Below are 17,041 nucleotides of genomic sequence, written 5' to 3' on the forward strand. Positions count from 1 at the left end.
ACGATGCGGCAGGGATCAGGCCGCTGGGGCGCGGCGCTCCATCAGCATGTCGATGCCGAGCAGGGCGCGTACATTTGGCCTTGCCGCCACGAGGTCGGCGATCGTGTAGCGGGCAAGCACGGCGAAGAAGGCGTTGAGCGCTTCGCGCAATGCGGAGTTCAGCGCGCAGCTGTCGACCAGCGGGCATTCGGCGGCATCGTTCTCGAAGCACTCCGCCATGGCAAAACTTTCCTCGGTCACGCGCACAACGTCGAACAGGCTTATCGATTCGGCGGCACGGCCGAGCCGTACCCCTCCGTTCCGGCCGCGCACAGTCTCGACCATGCCATTCTCGACCAGAGGCTGCAGGATTTTGAACAGGAACAGTTCCGACACCGAATAGGCGGCCGCGATCTCCGGGATGCGGCTCAACCGGTCACTGTTGGCGGCGCAATACATCAGAATGCGCATGGCATAGTTGGTTTGGCGCGTAAGCCGCATCTTGTCCTCACTCGGCGCTGATATGATGCAACCACGCCAGATTCTAAACTTTGCTGGCGCGGCCCTCGTCCGGAATCCGGATCGCTGCACTGGTCTCGGCGGAATATGGCCTATAGCTTGGAATAATTCCAGACTAGCCGGGCATCATAGATGAATAAACTCGTCAACTTTATGTGCGCCGCCGGGCAAAAGCCGGGACAGACAAACCGGCTGCCACGGGCATTCCGGCGGCCGCGGCACTAGATAGGCCTAATAGACGAGGAGCGGCATGGCTCAATCGGACCAATCCCTGGCGCCAGTGCGGTTCGATGCCGACGCGGGCGCCAAGCTTTCCGCGTTGCGGCGGACAAAGTTCGTAGCCACGGCGGCATTGGCACTCTGCGTGGTGGTCTTTGCCTTGGCCAAGTCCTTCCAGAGCAACTATCCATGGCTCGGCTTCGTCGCCGCCTTCGCCGAGGCGGCAACGATCGGCGGCCTTGCCGATTGGTACGCGGTGGTGGCGCTGTTCAAACGGCCGCTCGGGTTGCCCATCCCGCACACCGCTATCATCCCGGAAAACCAGGACCGTATCGCCGACAATCTCGGCCGTTTCATCGAGGCCAATTTCCTGGCGCCGGAACCGGTGCGTGAAAAACTCGCCGAGGTCGATTTTTCGGCGCTCGTGGCCGACTGGCTGGCCGATGCCGAACGCGCCGCCGGCCTGTCGCGCTTCGTCGTGCGGCTGGTGCCGCAGACGCTTGCCGCCGTCGAACAATCCGGTCTGCGCGGCTTCGTCACCAGCCGCATGCTCGAACAGATCGAAAAGGTGCCGCTGGCGCCACTTGCGGCCGAACTTCTGTCGGCGCTCACCGACGACCGCCGCCACCAGAAGCTGTTCGACGAGTTCATCAAGGTCATCGGCCGGTTTCTCAACGACGAACAGGCGCTGGCGACGATGCGCGACAAGATCCGCGAGGAACTCCCGTCGCTGTTCAACCTGTTCCGAGCCGACGCCTATCTCCTGAAGAAGATCGTCGCTTCGGCTGGCTCCTTGCTGGACGAGGTGCGTGCCGATCCCGATCACCCGATGCGCGCCGAATTCGACCGTTTCGCGCAAAGTTTCGTCGAGCGGCTGCGCACGTCCAAGCAATATGCCAGGCGAGCGGAGAAAATGAAGCGCGACTTCCTCGCCAGACCCGAAATCAGGGCGCTGGCCGGCGACATGTGGGAGAGCCTCAGCCTGTTCATCGAGCAGGACGCCAAGGCGCCGAATTCGTTGATCAGGGAGCATCTGGCCAACATGTTTGTCGAAGTCGGCCGCCATCTTGCCGGAGACGCGCAGATCCGGGCCGACATGAACCAAGGATTCGTGGTGGCGCTGGCCTCCTTCGTCGAAAGCCAGAAGAGCGGTGTGTCGAAATTCATCGCCGACCAGGTCAAGCGCTGGGACCTTGCCCAACTGACACGCCTGATCGAGATGAACATTGGCAGGGACCTGCAATATATCCGCTTCAACGGCATGATCATCGGTGGGCTGGCGGGCATCGTGCTTTACACGATCGAGCTGCTGCTCCCGGTCAATTGATCCCTAGCGATCGCCTAGGCCCGTGTTCGAAATGGACACGAGACGTTCGAGTGCTATTCTCCTCGATGAGGGCGTCCGCGATCGCGGCAAAGGGGAGATGACAATCATGGCCAGACAATCGGAATCCGATTCTTTCATGGAAATGTTCGGCAGGTTCGGCCGTGACCTGAAGGTGCCGAATGTGGATGTCGAAGCGATTCTTGCGCATCACCGCAAGAATCTCGAAGCTTTGGAGAAATCCGCGCGTGCCGGGGCGGCTGGGACGTCCTCGCTGTTGTCTAGGCAACGCGAAATGCTGCAGGACACGCTGCGCGAGATCGCCGACATGGCGCAGAGCTACCGCGCACCGGGCAATCCGCAGGAGTTGATGGCCAAGCAGACCGAGTTTGCCAGAAAATCCTTTGAGGCGGCGCTCAAGAACGCCGGTGAAGTGGCTGAGCTAGCCAGGAAATCAGGCACCGAATCGATCGACATCCTGCGCGCACGCATCAAGGAGGCGATGGAGGAGGTCCGCGCCGGTTACGGGCAGAAGTAGGTTCTCATGGGCTGTCGTTCCGCTCTCGGCCGGGCACACCCCGTTCCCGATTCCGTAACCTTTCGCACAGTTGCATTAGCGCCACGCCATAAGCTCCCGGCAGTCTGAAAGGTCGAAAAAGTCCCAATTCGCCTGCCATCGCATGGCAAGACGTGGCACGAGTGAGCGCGAATCCGCCGGAACGGATTTGCGAGGGACGAATTGACAGAGGCCGCCGGTTCGTGGTCCGGAAGCTTTGGAAGCGATCGGGAAAGCAGGCATGACGGAAGTACGGCCTAAAACGCCGCCAACCTACGAGCAGCTGAGAACGATGTCCGGACAGGAGCTCGGCGTCTCGGAATGGACCACGGTCGACCAGAACCGTATCAACCAGTTCGCCGAATGCACGGGCGACCATCAATGGATCCACGTCGATCCTGAACGGGCGCGGCGGCAAAGCCCGTTCCGCACCACGATCGCGCATGGCTATCTGACACTGTCGATCATCGGCGCGCTGGCCCTTGAAATGGGTATCGTGCCCGAGAATACGCAGGCCGCCTTCAACTATGGTTTCGACAAGGTGCGTTTCCTGGCGCCGGTCAAGGTCGGCGCACGCATTCGCCTGCGCACGACGCTGCTTTCCATGGACGACAAAGGCCCGGGCCAGTATCTGATGAAGGCAGCCAACACGGTCGAGATCGAAGGCGAGGAAAAGCCGGCGCTGATGGCTGAAACACTCGTCATGCTCTACGAGCGCCGCAAACGGGCAGGGGCCTGAACGGCGCCCGCCAGGCTCCTTGCGTCATTTCCTTCAGCTGTTCTTGTGCGGCAAGGAATAGGCCCAGATCTGGGTATGGCATTTCGGAAAAGGCATGATTGAGCATCCGCGCAAATGGTGAGATTTGGCGGCGTTCTGCCGTTTCATGGATGGTCTGATTTGATGGGGCAGAAGGCCGCAACAACGAGGTGTTGTCGCGGCTTATTTGTCTGCTGACTTGGTGGTTCCCATATCAGCGAGTCATCGCCGTTTCGAGCGCCTTGAAAATCCGCTCGTCCGCGCACTGGGCGACGTTGAAGCGCAGGAAGCGGCTGGCGGACTGCGACAGGCTGAACGCATTGCCGGGCGCCAGCACGATGTTGTCGGCGAGCGCACTGCGGGCGATTTCGGCCGCGTCCACGCCTTCCGGCAGGGTGCACCACAGGAACAGCCCAGCCGGCTGCTCGATCCAGGGCGTAATGCCGATCGCCTTCAGCCGGGCGCTGGTCTCGCCCATGGCCCGCGAAAGGCGGGCGCGCAGCAAATCCATGTGCTTTCGGTAGCTGCCGTCTTTCAGCAGCGTCAGCACAAGTTCGGCCGCCAGCCGTCCGCCGCCGAACGTCGTGGCGATCTTGAGGTCGGTCAGCCCCTCGATCCAGTCACGGGGCGCGGCGATGAAACCGCAGCGGACCGACGCCGACAGCGTCTTGGAGAAACTGCCGATCTGGACGACGCGACTAAGGCCGTCGAACGCCGCTAGCCTTGGGGCGGGAATGTGCTCGAAATCGGCGAAGATATCATCCTCGACGATGGTCAGATCCGACTGGTCGGCCAGTTTGAGCAAACGATGGGCCGTCACCGGAGACAGGATCGCGCCGGTCGGGTTATGGATGGCCGAGTTGGTGATGTAGAGGCGCGGCCGGTGTTCGGCCAGCGCCTGGGCGAACAGCTCGATGTCCGGCCCCGATGGCGTGTAGGGCACGCTGACGACCTTGGCGCGGTGGGCGCGCAGCAGAGCATGGAAATTGAAGTAGCAGGGATCGTCGACCAACACGGTGTCGCCCGGCTCGATCAGGAACCGGCAGAGCAGGTCGATGGCCTGGGTGCACGATTCCGTCAGCATGATCTGGTCGGGGAAGGCTTCGATGCCGTGCCCGGCCATGCGCCGCGCCAGCAATTGCCGCAGCGGCGGCAGCCCGAGCGGCGTGCCGTAATCTGCGAGCGCGACATCGTCGGCACGCGCGACAGTGCGCAATGCCCGGCGCAGCCCGGCCTGTGGCATCCATGAAGCCGGCAACCAGCCGCAGCCGGGTTTCAGGACCTCGTCGCCAGCCTCCAGGGACTGGCGCGAGACCCAGAGCGGATCGACGGCACGGTCGAGCCGGGGACCGATCTCGGCGAGCGACAGCGGTGCCAGCGACCCGGCGGCATAGAAACCGGAACCGGGCCGCGAACGGATCGCGCCTTCGGCGGCAAGCCGTTCGTAGGCCTCGACCACGGTGGATTTCGACACCTGCATGGATTTGGCGAAAGCGCGGATCGAGGGCAACCTTGCTCCAGGCGTCAGGCTGCGCGCGGCAATCCGCTGCCGGATGGCGGCCATGACCCCTTCGACGAGAGTTCCGCCGCTGTCGAGCCTCACTGCTTCGTCCATCTGTACCTTCCAGAAAACCATGACAGTTTTATCGAATTGTACTGCATTGTCTCTGGTGGCGCCATAGCCGCGGGCCCCATAGAGGAGCGAAACAAACGGAGCCTGCGATGGACAAGACGGCGAGCGGCTGGGTGAGCGGATTTATCGGCGTGCTGATTTTCAGCGGTTCGTTGCCGGCGACGCGCGTGGCGGTGATGGATCTCGACCCGATATTCCTGACGTCGGCCCGCGCGGTCATTGCCGGCCTGCTCGGTCTCGCGCTGCTGCTTGTGTTCCGCGAGAAGCGCCCCGGGCGTCATGACTTGCTGTCGCTCGTCATCGTTGCGCTTGGCGTGGTCGTCGGCTTTCCCTTGCTGACGGCATTGGCGCTGAAGCATGTCACCTCGGCCCACTCCATCATCTTCGTCGGCCTGCTGCCGCTGGCGACCGCGATCTTCGGCGTGCTGCGCGGCGGCGAACGGCCTCGGCCGGCCTTCTGGCTGTTCTCATGCCTGGGCAGTGCGCTGGTGGCGGGCTTCGCGCTTGCGCAAGGCGTGACGGCTTCGCCGGTCGGCGATGGACTGATGCTTGCGGCCATCGTCGCCTGCGGCCTTGGCTACGCCGAGGGTGCCGCGCTGTCGCGCAAGCTCGGGGGCTGGCAAGTGATCTGCTGGGCGCTGGTGCTGTCCCTGCCGGTCATGCTGGTGCTGACCTTTGCGACCCTGCCGCTATCCTTCGCCAGCGTAGGCTCCAATGCCTGGATTGGCCTTGGCTATGTCTCGCTGTTCAGCATGCTGATCGGCTTCGTGTTCTGGTATCGAGGCCTGGCGCAAGGCGGCATTGCGGCGGTGGGGCAGTTGCAGCTTCTGCAACCGTTCTTCGGGCTCGCACTGGCGGCGACGCTGCTGCATGAACAGGTCAGCCCGATGATGATCGTCGTCACGCTTGGCGTGGTGCTTTGCGTTTTCGGCGCGAAGAAGTTTGCCAAGCAGGATTTGCCGCGTCGTGCGGCTGCATAGCGATGCCTACCCTCACGAGAACTTCGTCACCACCCCAATGCCGATACCCTCGAAGCCGCCCATCGCCATCAAGGCTGCTGGCGCTTCGTCGAGGCTGATTTTCTTGCCGACCAGCAGTTCGGGTTTGAGCTTGCCGTGGCGGATCATCTCCATCATCGCGGGGTAGCGATAGGCCTGCATGCCGTGACTGCCGAGGATTTCGAGTTCGAAGGCGATCACCTTGTCCATCGGCACCTGCGGGCGGGCGTGTTCGCCCAGCATCAAGCCGACCTGCACGTGACGGCCGCGCCGGCGCAGGTTGGCGATCGAGTTGAAGGACGTCGTCGGATGGCCGAGCGCGTCCATCGACATGTGAGCGCCACCATTGGTGATCTGCTTGACGGCCTTGACGACGTTCGGCGTCGTCGAAGCGTTGATGGTCGCCACGGCGCCGATCTGTTTGGCGAAGTCCAGCTTTTCCTCGGTGAGGTCGATGGCGATGACGTTGGCGCCCATCGAACTGGCGATCATGATTGCCGACAGGCCGACGCCGCCGCAGCCATGCACCGCCACCCATTCGCCGGGCTTTACCCGGCCCTGATCGACAATGGCGCGGAACGATGTGACGAAGCGGCAGCCGAGGCTGGCGGCGGTGGCGAATTCCATTTCGTCGGGCAGGCGCACGAGATTGGTATCGGCGTGTTCGATAGCGACATATTCGGCGAATGAGCCCCAGGTGTTGAAGCCAGGCTGGGACTGGTGTTCGCAGACCTGGTGATTGCCTGATGTGCATTCGAAGCAGTGGCCGCAGCCGACGGCAAACGGCACGGTGACGCGTTCGCCCGCCTTCCAGCGGGTGACGTGCTTGCCGGCGGCAACCACGACGCCGGCCAGTTCGTGGCCCGGCACATGCGGCAGGCGGATATCGGCGTCGTGGCCCATCCAGCCGTGCCAGTCGCTGCGGCAAAGCCCGGTCGCCTCGACCTTGATGACGACGCCATCGGCCGCCGGCTTGGGGTCTGGCACGGTCTGGATCGTCGGCGCTTCGCCGAATTTCTCGAAGACGACGGCTTTCATCGTTCATTCCACCCTTGAGACGACACTCACTGCGGGAAACGATAGCCGATTCCCTGTTCGGTCAAGCGGAAATCGATTCCGCCAGGCTGGCCAGCCTGCGGACCCTGCGGTCAGCCGTTTTCCTGGTTGCGGAAATCGGCAAGCCGGGTGTCACCGGGGGCAAGCAGGCGGCCGTCTTCTGCGTGCACTTCAAGACGCCTTATCGGCCGGCCACTCTCCGTGTCGACCATGAAGGTGTAGGGCTCGCCCGGACCGGAGAAATAGGTCTCGCCCCACTGCCGCAAGGCGACCAGCACGTAGAACAGGCCGCGTCCTTTTTGCGTCAGCACATATTCATGATGCGCGCTGCCGTCGGGGGCCGGGACGGTTTCGAGGATGCCGTGCGTAACCAGATTTCGGAGCCGCGCCGACAGGATGTTCTTGGCAACGCCGAGGCTCTTTTGGAACTCGCCGAAGCGTCGCAGCCCGTCGAACGCGTCGCGCACGATGAGAAGCGACCACCAGTCGCCGATCGCATCCAACGGTCGCGCGATCAGGCAATCCGCACTCTGGTGGCTCGTTCGTTTCACCATGGCTTTCGTTGGTCCAGCTTCTTCATTTCGGTTGCAAGATAAAACTGTTCTGTTTATTCCACAAGTGGTTTCAATTTGAAACCTTTTGTGGAGAGCAGCATGAATATACAGGTGGTGAACGGCGCGCCAACGAAGGTGGAGCAGCGCGAAGAGCCGGGGCAGGTTACGCCAGAATCATCACCGGGATTGTCCGGAATGACCGCGCTGGTCTTCGCCATCGCCTGTGGCCTGAGCGTCGCCAATGTCTATTTCGCCCATCCGCTGCTCGACGCCATGGCGCATGATTTTGCCATCGCGCGGGCCTCGATCGGCATCGTGGTGACGGTCACGCAGGTTGGCTATGCTCTTGGCCTGTTCTTCATCGTGCCGCTGGGCGATCTGTTCGACCGCCGCAAGCTGATTGCCGGCCAGGCGATCCTTTCGGCCGTGGCGCTGATAGCCGTTGGACTCGCGCCGAACGCGGCGATGCTACTGGCGAGCCTCGCGGCTGTGGGGCTGCTTGCCGTCATGGTGCAGGTGCTGGTTGCCTACGCGGCGGACCTCGCCGCGCCGTCGCAACGGGGGCGGGCGGTCGGCACCGTCACCAGCGGCGTCATAACAGGCATTCTGCTTGCCCGCTTTGTTGCCGGCGTCGTCGCCGATCTCGCCGGCTGGCGCTGGGTGTATCTTGTCTCGGCAGGACTTACACTTGTCATGGCGGTTGTTCTCCACACCATCCTGCCGCGCCACGAGGCAGAGCGGCCGCGCACATCCTACATTAGGCTGTTGGGCTTGATGATGCTGCTGTTCGTGCGGGAACCGCTGCTGCGCGTGCGCGCGGTGCTCGCCTTATTGATCTTCGCCAGCTTCAACGTGCTGTGGGCACCGCTGGTGCTGCCGCTCAGCGCGCCGCCGTTTTCACTGTCGCACACTGCGATCGGGCTGTTCGGCCTTGCCGGTGTCGCCGGCGCGCTGGGGGCGCGATGGACAGGCGGCCTTGTCGATCGCGGGCATGGTCAACTGGTCACTGGCCTCAGCCTGCTTATGATGACCGCGGCCTGGCTGCCGATCGCCTTCATGGGCACGTCGCTATGGTTGCTTGTCGCCGGCATCGTCATGCTGGATCTGGCAATCCAGGCCGTCCACGTTGCCAACCAGAGCCTGATTTTCGCCCGCCGGCCGGATGCGCGCAGCCGGCTGGTCGGCGGCTACATGATCTTCTATTCGGTCGGCAGTGCGCTCGGCTCGCTCGCCTCGACCATGGCCTATGCCGCGGCCGGCTGGAGCGGGGTCTCGTTGCTGGGGGCGAGCATCGGCTTGATGGCGTTATTGTTCTGGGCGCTGACACTGCGCGTTGGCCGGTGAGATCTTACTCGGCGTCAATCTGGTTCTGTGGCGCGGCTTTCTGGAAGGCGGGTAGCGTCATGCAGGCGGCGCTGATGCGCGCGATTGTCGGGTAGGGCGTCATGTCGACGCCAAAGCGGGCGTTGCTGGTGACTTGCGCGGCAAGGCAGATGTCGGCCAGCCCCGCCGCCTCGCCATGGCAGAATGTGCCGGTTTCGGGCGACGCGGTGAGCAATTTTTCGAGCGGTCCAAATCCTTCATTGACCCAATGCCGGAACCAGTTGGCGACATCCTGGTCGCCGGCGCCGAACAGGGTGCGCAGCGAAGTCAGCACGCGCAGATTGTTCACCGGGTGGATGTCGCAGGCGATCATCTGCGCCAGCATTCTCACTCGTGCCCGGCTCGGCGGATCCTTCGGCAATAGCGGGGGTTCAGGTATGGTCTCGTCGAGAAACTCGATGATCGCCAGCGATTGCGTCAGGAGCATGCCGTCGCTCCAGATCAGTGCCGGCACCAGCCCCTGCGGATTGACCGCGAGATAGGCCGCCTCCAGATGCTCGCCATGGCGCAGGTGATGCGGGATGTAGTCATAGCCCACCCCTTTCATCTCCAGGGCAATCCGCACCCGGTGCGAGGTGGAGGAGCGGAAGTAGTTGTGCAGGACAATGTCGCTCATGCGTCACTTCCGCTGGCCGATGGTCAGTTCGATCGTGCCGATGCCGTCGACACCGCCTGATATCGTTTCACCCGGCTTGATCGCGCCGACACCGGCGGGCGTGCCGGTGAAGATCAGGTCGCCAGCCTGCAATTCCACGCCTTCGCTGCAGATCGAGACGATGTCCGATACCGGCCAGATCAGTTCGGCGAGGTCGGCATCCTGTTTCACCGCGCCGTCGACGGCGAGCCAGATGCGTCCCTTGGCCGGGTGCCCGGATTTCCGTGCGGCGACCAGCGGGCCGCAGGGCGCGGAACGGTCGAAGGCCTTCGACCAGTCCCAGGGCCGCGCCGCCTTCTTGGCGACATCCTGGAGATCTCGGCGGGTGAGATCGATGCCGACGCCATAGCCCCAGACATGGTCCAGCGCTTTGTCGCGGGAAATGCGAAAGCCTGAGGTGCCGATCGCCACCACCAGTTCGATCTCGAAGTGGAGGTTTTCCGTCAGCGGCGGGTAGGGGATATCAGTACCGGAATCGACCACCGCGTCGGCCGGCTTGGTGAAGAAGAAAGGCGGATCGCGATCGTCATTGCCGAACTCGCGCGCATGTGCCGCATAGTTGCGGCCGACGCAGAAAATGCGCCGCACGGCAAAGCGTTCGCCGGAACCCGCAATGGCGACGGAAGGCGTTGGCGGGGCGGGAAGGACAAAGGCGGTCATGGCGGTCTCTGCGTTTGGCGGGGAGTCGGCGGCACATTCGGCCGATTTCCAGGGGCGGGCAAGGCGTCGCTTTTGATAAAGCATGGGCTTCGCCTAGGCTGTATAAGGAATTCAGGCTTCCGATCATTTTTTTGCAGCGATGAAACCTGTTCGACGGCGATAGACTATTTGCCAATAATCCGGCCATGGTCAGGAGACTATGGTGTGCCCGGTAAACCGGAACGAGCCCTATGACAGCCCCTACCGATCGCGTCCGGTTCCTTATCATCGACGATCATCCGCTGTTTCGCGAGGCGCTGCACAGCGCCGTTCAAATGGCTTATCCCGAGGTCGACACAGTCGAAGCGCGCTCGATCGCCGAGGCGCTGGACTTGCTGGCCGACGCAAAGCCTTTCGACCTTGCGCTTCTGGACCTCAGCATGCCCGACGTGCACGGCTTCGAGGGGTTGTTGCAGCTCAGGACCCGCTATCCGCGCCTGCCAGTGGTGATCGTGTCGGGTTATGAGGAGCCTCGCATCATTTCCGAGGCCTTGTCCTACGGCGCTGCCGGCTTCATTCCGAAATCGGCGCGCAAGAGCGATCTCGCCGCCGCCATTCGCTCGGTGATGGACGGCGCGATCTATGTGCCTGAAACCTATGAGGGCCTGCCGCCGGGCGCGGACAGCACCGATCGCGCCGATATGGTGCAGCGGCTTTCCAAGCTGACGCCGCAGCAATTGCGCGTGCTGCAGATGCTGCGCCAGGGCCTGCTCAACAAGCAGATCGCCTACGAGCTGCAGGTCGGCGAGACCACGGTGAAGGCGCATGTGTCGGAGATCCTGCGCAAGCTCAATGTGTATAGCCGCACGCAAGCGGTGATCGAGGTGTCGAAGCTGGACAGCGCCGAGCTGTTCCGGGATCAGGTAGGGTTTTGAACCAACCCTCCCGCTATGCCAGCAGATGCGCCAGCAGTGCCCTTAGCTGCGCCGGCTTCACCGGCTTGCGCATCAGTTCGATGCCGCCGGCCCGTGCTGCCTTGGCCACGGCTTCGGAGCTGTCGGCGGTGACGATCAGCGCCGGCACGGCGCGGCCGAGATAGTCGCGGACCTCCGATATGGTGGCGGTGCCTAGATCGCCGCCGTCGAGATGCTGGTCGGCAATGACGATGTCGGGCAGCCAGTCGGTGTCGCCAAGCATGTCCAGCGCATCGGCGGTGGAGGTCGCCGCGCGTACCAGGCACTGCCAGCGTTCGAGCAGGAAGGTCATGGCTTCCAGCACTTCGGCGTCGTTTTCGACCAGCAGCACCTTGGTGCCGAACAGGCCGTAGCCGCGCGGCCGCTCCATGCTGGCGGCGCTGGCGATGGCGTCGGCCGGCGCGCCGAGGCCGACGGGGACATCGATGTGGAAGATGGTACCGCGGCCGACCCTGGATGAAAACGTGACGGGATGGCCGAGCGCGCCGGCCATGCGGCGCACGATGGCGAGCCCCAGCCCAAGACCGCCGCCGTCGAGTTCGGCGGTAGCCGGCAAGGTGCCGCGATGGAACTCCTCGAACACCGCTTCGCGCTGATCCTCGGGGATGCCGCAGCCCGTGTCGGCGACATCGATGCGGATGGTGTCGCCGCGATGGCGTGTGCCGACAAGGACGCCGCCCGAGCGCGTATAGCCCAGCGCGTTGGAAAGGATGTTCTGCAGGATGCGGCGCAGCAGCGTCCTGTCCGAGCGGACCACGGCATTGACCGGCCGGAATTTCAGCGACAGCGCCTTCAATTCCGCCACAGGCTGGAAATCCGAGCGCAGCGACGAGAACAGCGCCTCCAGGCTGACGTCGCCAATGTCGGGCTGAACCACGCCGGCGTCGAGCTTGGAGATGTCGAGCAAGGTGCGCAGCAGGTCTTCCATCGTTTCCAGCGAGCGCTCGACCTGCCGCACGAGCTTCTTTCCCTCTTCGCTGGTCTGCACCTCGGCAAGGGCTGAGACGGAGAGATGGGCGGCGTTCAGCGGCTGCAGCACGTCGTGGCTGGCCGCAGCCAGAAACCGTGTCTTGGACAGGTTCGCCTGTTCGGCGTTTTCCTTGGCGGCGCTGAGATCGATGTTCGACTGCTCCAGCCGCCGCAACGTCGAATGCAGTTCCTCGGTGCGCGTACGCACCCGGCTTTCCAACGAGATCGCCGTCTGGAACAGCGAAAAGGCATTGCCTTGCTGGTCCATCGAGCGCTCGACGCGGCTGACCAGGGCGGCGTTGATCTTCTTCAGCCTGTCGAGATCGTTTATGTTCCTGAGCGGCATGCTGTTGCGCCGCCCTATTCAGCCGCCTGGCGGTCGCCGAAAGCGATGCCGGTGAAAGTCTGGTTGAGGTGCATCGACCGGTATTGTTCGCCATAGGTGCCGAAGCCGATGACATTGTTGATCCGGTAGAGTTCCGAAATGTCACGAAAGACCTGGCGGTTGCGCGCATCCAGCCGGCGCAGCACGCAGTCGAAGCCAAGGATCATATCGATGCCGCCCAGCCTTTCCTCGACCTCGCGCAATGCCGCTCGTGTCGCGTCCACCATGTCCTTGGGCTGGGCGATCGACAGCACGACACCGTCGTCGATGGCGCAGAAGAACGACAGCGAGCCATCCGCGTGCATCTTCTGGATCGAGCGGCAGTAATATTCTCCGCCCACCTTCACCACCACTGGATGCGAGGCGAAGCTCAACGGTGTCAAGGTCTGTGGGAGGATCCCGACCGAAGCGGCATATTCCTCCGCCGCATTGGTGGCGTTGAATTCCCGCACGACGCGGTGATCCGGGTCGGACGCGGTCACCACCAGCTTTTCGTCGGTGGGAACGAAATTGTCGGTCTTGAAGACGTGGAACGGAATTTCCGTGGCGACCAGCACGATGATGGCGCTGTCGGAGGTGACCCTGCCGTTCGAGATCAGACGCGTCGTCTCGAATTTCAAATCGTCGCCAGCCGAGCCGCCGAGGAGCGGTATGTCGTCGAGACCCCAGTGGATGGCCGAACTCACCGCTTCCTCGGCATAGGACAGCCCGTCGATGAAGCAGAGCGCGAAGGTGTTGCTGGTCTGCTCGCCGCCGAGCCGGGCGCGCAGCGTGCGCCGCAGGGCCTCGACCTCTTCGGTGATCCTGTCCATGCCCGATGTCGACAGATTGTCGATCATCGTGCTGACCGCCGTGAAGGACGCCGAGGGCAGCAGCATCGCCAGCATATGGCCTTCCTCGAGCCCCTGCGGCGTGATCTCGCCGGCGGTGGAACAGCCAGCATGGTGGAGACACGGCGCGTGGGCCGAGAGTGCCCGTGACAGGGCGCCGGCCTCGATCAGGCTCTGGGAAAAGAACACGAGGGCAAAGCCGGCATTGATGGCGGCGGCCTCGGCGGCTACCGCTCGTGCGAAGACATCCGGGTCGGGCTGGTCCGTGGTCAGCGCCGACAAGCCGCATGCGTAGCGCGTCCGTGAACTTGTCAGCGGCGGTCCTCCCGCATTTCCTCCGACGCCTTCTTGTGCGCGGCTTTTCAAGTGCTTCTGGCGCGCGGGCGACGAGGGCATTGTTGCCGCCAGAAGGCGTTTTGGCAATGGGGCCGGAGGAATGCACTTTGGTGCCCTGGCCATGACCGAAAGTACAATGATCCGCCTTTTCCGTCGTGCTGTTTTTTGTGCGTTGTGCGGTGTACGACTAGCACGTGGCCGAAGTGCCAGCGGCGCGTCGGCAGCGTAAGACCAAGGTTGACACCCAGGGAGGGGCTATGTCGGACGTTTCGTTGATGGTGAACGGCAAGCGGGTCGGCGGTGCCGTCGAGGATCGAACGCTGCTCGTCCATTTCCTGCGGGAGAACCTCGGCCTGACCGGCACTCATGTCGGTTGCGACACTTCGCAATGCGGCGCCTGCGTCGTCCATGTCGATGGCAAGGCGGTGAAGTCCTGCACCATGCTCGCGGTCCAGGCCTCGGGGTCGAGCGTGATTACGATCGAAGGCCTGGCCAACGGCGCCGACCTGCATCCCGTCCAGGCAGCCTTCAAGGAACATCATGGTCTGCAATGCGGCTTTTGCACGCCGGGCATGATCATGGCCGCGACCGACATGATCAACCGCCACCCCGAAGGCCTCGACGAGGCCACGGTGCGGGCAGAACTCGAAGGCAATATCTGCCGCTGCACAGGTTACCACAACATCGTGAAAGCCATCCTCGCCGCATCGACGACGATGTCGAAGGGGGCCAGGGGCAAGGCGAAGCAGGCGGCGTGAGGGAAAAGAGGAGTGGAGTAGTCGGTAGTCAGTAATCGGTCTGAACCGGCGGCTGTCCTCACTGCTCACTACTTCCTATTCATTTTTTGGGAGGAAATCTCTGCATGGGTATCGAAGGTGTCGGCGCTCGGGTCGCGCGCAAGGAAGACAAAAGGTTTATCACCGGCGCCGGCCGCTATGTCGACGACATGGTGGTGCCCGGCATGAAGCATGCGGCCTTCGTGCGCAGCCCGCACGCCCATGCGCAGATCAAGAAGATCGACGTGAAAGCGGCTCAAGGCATGCCGGGCGTCATCGGCGTCTTGACCGGCAAGGAACTCAAGGCCGACGGCATCGGCAACCTCATCTGCGGCTGGATGATCCATTCCAAGGACGGCACGCCCATGAAGATGGGCGCATGGTCGCCGCTGGCAGTCGACAAGGTCCGTTATGTCGGCGATGCGGTCGTGGTGGTGGTGGCGGAAACCAAGGGCCAGGCACGCGATGCGGCCGAGGCGGTCGAGATCACCTACAAGGAATTGAAGGCGGTCGTCGACGCAACAAAGGCACTCGAAAAGGGTGCGCCGCAGGTCCATGCCGAGGCCGAGAACAACCTGATCTTCGACTGGGAGATCGGCGATGCCAAGGCCACGGACGCCGCCATCGGGGCGGCGGCGCATGTCACCCGCATGAAGATCGTCAACAACCGGTTGGTGCCGAACGCCATGGAGCCGCGCGCCGCACTTGGCCATTACGACAAGGCCGAGGATCATTACACCTGCTGGACGACATCGCAAAACCCGCATGTCGCGCGGCTGGTGATGAGCGCCTTCTACAATGTCGCGCCCGAAAACAAGCTGCGCGTGATCGCGCCGGATGTCGGCGGCGGCTTTGGTTCCAAGATCTATATCTACCCGGAAGAGATCGTCTGCCTGTGGGCCTCCAAGAAGACCGGCGTGCCGGTGAAATGGGTCGCCGATCGCACCGAGAGCTTCCTCACCGACGCGCATGGCCGCGACCACGTCTCGACGGTGGAAATGGCATTCGACAAGAACAACAGGATTACCGGCTTCAAGGTCGATACGATCGCCAATCTCGGCGCCTATATGTCGCTGTTCTCGTCCTGCGTGCCAACCTATCTCTATGCAACGCTGCTGTCGGGCCAATATGACATCCCGGCCATCCACGCCAATGTGCGCACTGTCTATACTAACACGGCACCCGTCGATGCCTATCGCGGGGCAGGGCGGCCGGAAGCCACCTATCTTCTGGAACGCACCATGGAAGCGGCGGCACGCGAGCTCGGCGTCTCGCCGGCAGACCTTAGGCGCAAGAATTTCATCACCACGTTTCCGCACCAGACACCGGTGATCATGAACTATGACGCCGGGGACTATGGCGCTTCGCTCGATGCGGCGATGAAGACCGCCGACTATACCGGCTTTGCCAGGCGCAAGGCGGATTCGGTCAGGAATGGCAAGCTGCGCGGCATCGGCATGAGCTGCTACATCGAGGCCTGCGGCATCGCGCCGTCGGCGGCGGTCGGCTCGCTCGGCGCCGGCGTCGGCCTGTGGGAATCCGCTGAGGTAAGGGTCAACGCCGTCGGCACGATCGAGGTGCTGACCGGCTCGCACAGCCATGGGCAGGGGCACGAGACGACCTTTGCGCAACTGGTCAACCAGCGTTTCGGGGTGCCAATCGATTCGGTGTCGATCGTCCACGGTGACACCGACAAGGTGCAGATGGGCATGGGCACCTACGGCTCGCGCTCGGGCGCGGTCGGAATGTCGGCGATTGCCAAGGCGCTCGACAAGGTCGAGGCCAAGGCCAAGAAGATCGCCGCCCACCTGCTCGAAGCCGACGAGGGCGACATCGTCATCGAGAACGGCGAGGTCAAGGTCGCCGGCACCGACAAGAGCCTGCCGTGGTTCCAGGTGGCTTTGGCCGCCTATACCGCGCACAATTTGCCGGCCGGCATGGAGCCAGGCCTGAAGGAAACGGCGTTCTACGATCCCGCGAACTTCACCTTCCCGGCGGGCTGCTATATCTGCGAGGTCGAGATCGATCCGGAAACCGGAACGACCGAGATCGTCCAGTTCGTGGCTGCGGACGATTTCGGCAACATCATCAATCCGATGATCGTCGAAGGCCAGGTGCATGGCGGCATCGCCCAGGGCATCGGCCAGGCGCTGCTGGAAGGCGCTCACTACGACGCCAGCGGGCAACTGCTGACGGCAAGCTACATGGACTACACCATGCCACGTGCCGGCGACCTGCCGTCGTTCAAGGTCTCGACGTCGAACACGCCATGTCCGAGCAACCCGCTCGGGATCAAGGGCTGCGGCGAGGCCGGTGCCATCGGCTCACCGCCGGCAGTGATCAATGCCATCACCGACGCCATCGGCATCGTCGATATCGCCATGCCGGCCACACCGTCCACCGTGTGGGCCGCGATCCGCGCGGCGAAATGAGTGACTAGGGAAGTAGTGAGTTGCGGATAGGGCAGCGGGCCACCTCCGGCAGCGGCCATTCCCTACT

Annotated in this window: 16 protein-coding genes; 8 read left to right on the forward strand and 8 right to left on the reverse strand. The window is 63.2% G+C overall.

Annotated features, from left to right (window positions below):
- Window positions 1–15: 15 nt before the first annotated feature.
- Window positions 16–480, reverse strand: a complete 465-nt coding sequence (rirA, locus tag LB571_RS13885) for an iron-responsive transcriptional regulator RirA (protein ID WP_224595144.1) — start codon at window positions 478–480, stop codon at window positions 16–18.
- 268 nt (window positions 481–748) lie between these two features.
- On the opposite strand from rirA, the gene LB571_RS13890 reads away from it, so the two are divergent.
- The 3 genes from LB571_RS13890 (at window position 749) to LB571_RS13900 (ending at window position 3,336) form a co-directional block, all read left to right on the forward strand.
- Window positions 749–2,044, forward strand: a complete 1,296-nt coding sequence (locus LB571_RS13890; RefSeq protein ID WP_224595147.1) for a DUF445 domain-containing protein — start codon at window positions 749–751, stop codon at window positions 2,042–2,044.
- Between the two features lie 106 nt (window positions 2,045–2,150).
- Window positions 2,151–2,579: a phasin family protein gene (locus tag LB571_RS13895; RefSeq protein WP_140616026.1), complete on the forward strand. Its 429-nt coding sequence runs from the start codon at window positions 2,151–2,153 to the stop codon at window positions 2,577–2,579.
- Between the two features lie 259 nt (window positions 2,580–2,838).
- On the forward strand, window positions 2,839–3,336 hold the full coding sequence (locus LB571_RS13900; protein WP_140616028.1) for a MaoC family dehydratase: 498 nt from the start codon (window positions 2,839–2,841) through the stop codon (window positions 3,334–3,336).
- A gap of 232 nt (window positions 3,337–3,568) precedes the next feature.
- Here LB571_RS13900 and LB571_RS13905 read toward each other — a convergent pair whose 3' ends face one another.
- Window positions 3,569–4,969 carry a PLP-dependent aminotransferase family protein gene (locus LB571_RS13905; protein ID WP_140616030.1) on the reverse strand — a complete coding sequence of 467 codons (1,401 nt, stop codon included), beginning with the start codon at window positions 4,967–4,969 and terminating at the stop codon, window positions 3,569–3,571.
- Between the two features lie 107 nt (window positions 4,970–5,076).
- Between LB571_RS13905 and LB571_RS13910 the strand changes: the two genes are divergently transcribed.
- On the forward strand, window positions 5,077–5,967 hold the full coding sequence (locus tag LB571_RS13910; protein WP_140873593.1) for a DMT family transporter: 891 nt from the start codon (window positions 5,077–5,079) through the stop codon (window positions 5,965–5,967).
- Between the two features lie 12 nt (window positions 5,968–5,979).
- Here the strand turns inward: LB571_RS13910 and LB571_RS13915 are convergent, their stop codons facing one another.
- Together LB571_RS13915 and LB571_RS13920 are read right to left on the reverse strand one after the other, a co-directional pair.
- Window positions 5,980–7,023, reverse strand: a complete 1,044-nt coding sequence (locus LB571_RS13915) for a zinc-dependent alcohol dehydrogenase family protein (protein WP_015317494.1) — start codon at window positions 7,021–7,023, stop codon at window positions 5,980–5,982.
- Window positions 7,024–7,133: 110 nt separating this feature from the next.
- Window positions 7,134–7,595 (reverse strand): winged helix-turn-helix transcriptional regulator, encoded by a 462-nt coding sequence (locus LB571_RS13920; protein ID WP_140873594.1) that lies wholly within the window; start codon window positions 7,593–7,595, stop codon window positions 7,134–7,136.
- Between the two features lie 99 nt (window positions 7,596–7,694).
- Here LB571_RS13920 and LB571_RS13925 point away from each other — a divergent pair, with 99 nt between their 5' ends.
- Window positions 7,695–8,939 carry an MFS transporter gene (locus LB571_RS13925; protein WP_224595150.1) on the forward strand — a complete coding sequence of 415 codons (1,245 nt, stop codon included), beginning with the start codon at window positions 7,695–7,697 and terminating at the stop codon, window positions 8,937–8,939.
- A 4-nt stretch (window positions 8,940–8,943) separates the two neighbouring features.
- Here the strand turns inward: LB571_RS13925 and maiA are convergent, their stop codons facing one another.
- Complete coding sequence (maiA, locus tag LB571_RS13930; protein WP_224595160.1) at window positions 8,944–9,594, reverse strand: maleylacetoacetate isomerase; 651 nt, start codon at window positions 9,592–9,594, stop codon at window positions 8,944–8,946.
- Between the two features lie 3 nt (window positions 9,595–9,597).
- Window positions 9,598–10,293 carry a fumarylacetoacetate hydrolase family protein gene (locus tag LB571_RS13935; RefSeq protein ID WP_224595162.1) on the reverse strand — a complete coding sequence of 232 codons (696 nt, stop codon included), beginning with the start codon at window positions 10,291–10,293 and terminating at the stop codon, window positions 9,598–9,600.
- A gap of 230 nt (window positions 10,294–10,523) precedes the next feature.
- On the opposite strand from LB571_RS13935, the gene LB571_RS13940 reads away from it, so the two are divergent.
- Window positions 10,524–11,207 (forward strand): response regulator, encoded by a 684-nt coding sequence (locus LB571_RS13940; protein WP_015317499.1) that lies wholly within the window; start codon window positions 10,524–10,526, stop codon window positions 11,205–11,207.
- Between the two features lie 13 nt (window positions 11,208–11,220).
- On the opposite strand, the gene LB571_RS13945 is transcribed toward LB571_RS13940, so the two are convergent.
- Window positions 11,221–12,561, reverse strand: coding sequence for a hybrid sensor histidine kinase/response regulator (locus LB571_RS13945; RefSeq protein ID WP_140714914.1), 1,341 nt, complete (start codon window positions 12,559–12,561; stop codon window positions 11,221–11,223).
- Between the two features lie 14 nt (window positions 12,562–12,575).
- Window positions 12,576–13,712: an FIST signal transduction protein gene (locus tag LB571_RS13950; protein WP_041163431.1), complete on the reverse strand. Its 1,137-nt coding sequence runs from the start codon at window positions 13,710–13,712 to the stop codon at window positions 12,576–12,578.
- 311 nt (window positions 13,713–14,023) lie between these two features.
- On the opposite strand from LB571_RS13950, the gene LB571_RS13955 reads away from it, so the two are divergent.
- Together LB571_RS13955 and LB571_RS13960 are read left to right on the forward strand one after the other, a co-directional pair.
- Window positions 14,024–14,524: a (2Fe-2S)-binding protein gene (locus tag LB571_RS13955; RefSeq protein WP_224595165.1), complete on the forward strand. Its 501-nt coding sequence runs from the start codon at window positions 14,024–14,026 to the stop codon at window positions 14,522–14,524.
- A 104-nt stretch (window positions 14,525–14,628) separates the two neighbouring features.
- Entirely contained in the window at window positions 14,629–16,974 is a 2,346-nt protein-coding gene (locus LB571_RS13960; protein ID WP_140616038.1) for a xanthine dehydrogenase family protein molybdopterin-binding subunit, read from the forward strand.
- Window positions 16,975–17,041: the final 67 nt, after the last annotated feature.

The sequence above is a fragment of the Mesorhizobium sp. BR1-1-4 genome, from assembly GCF_020165375.1.
Taxonomy (GTDB): domain Bacteria; phylum Pseudomonadota; class Alphaproteobacteria; order Rhizobiales; family Rhizobiaceae; genus Mesorhizobium; species Mesorhizobium australicum.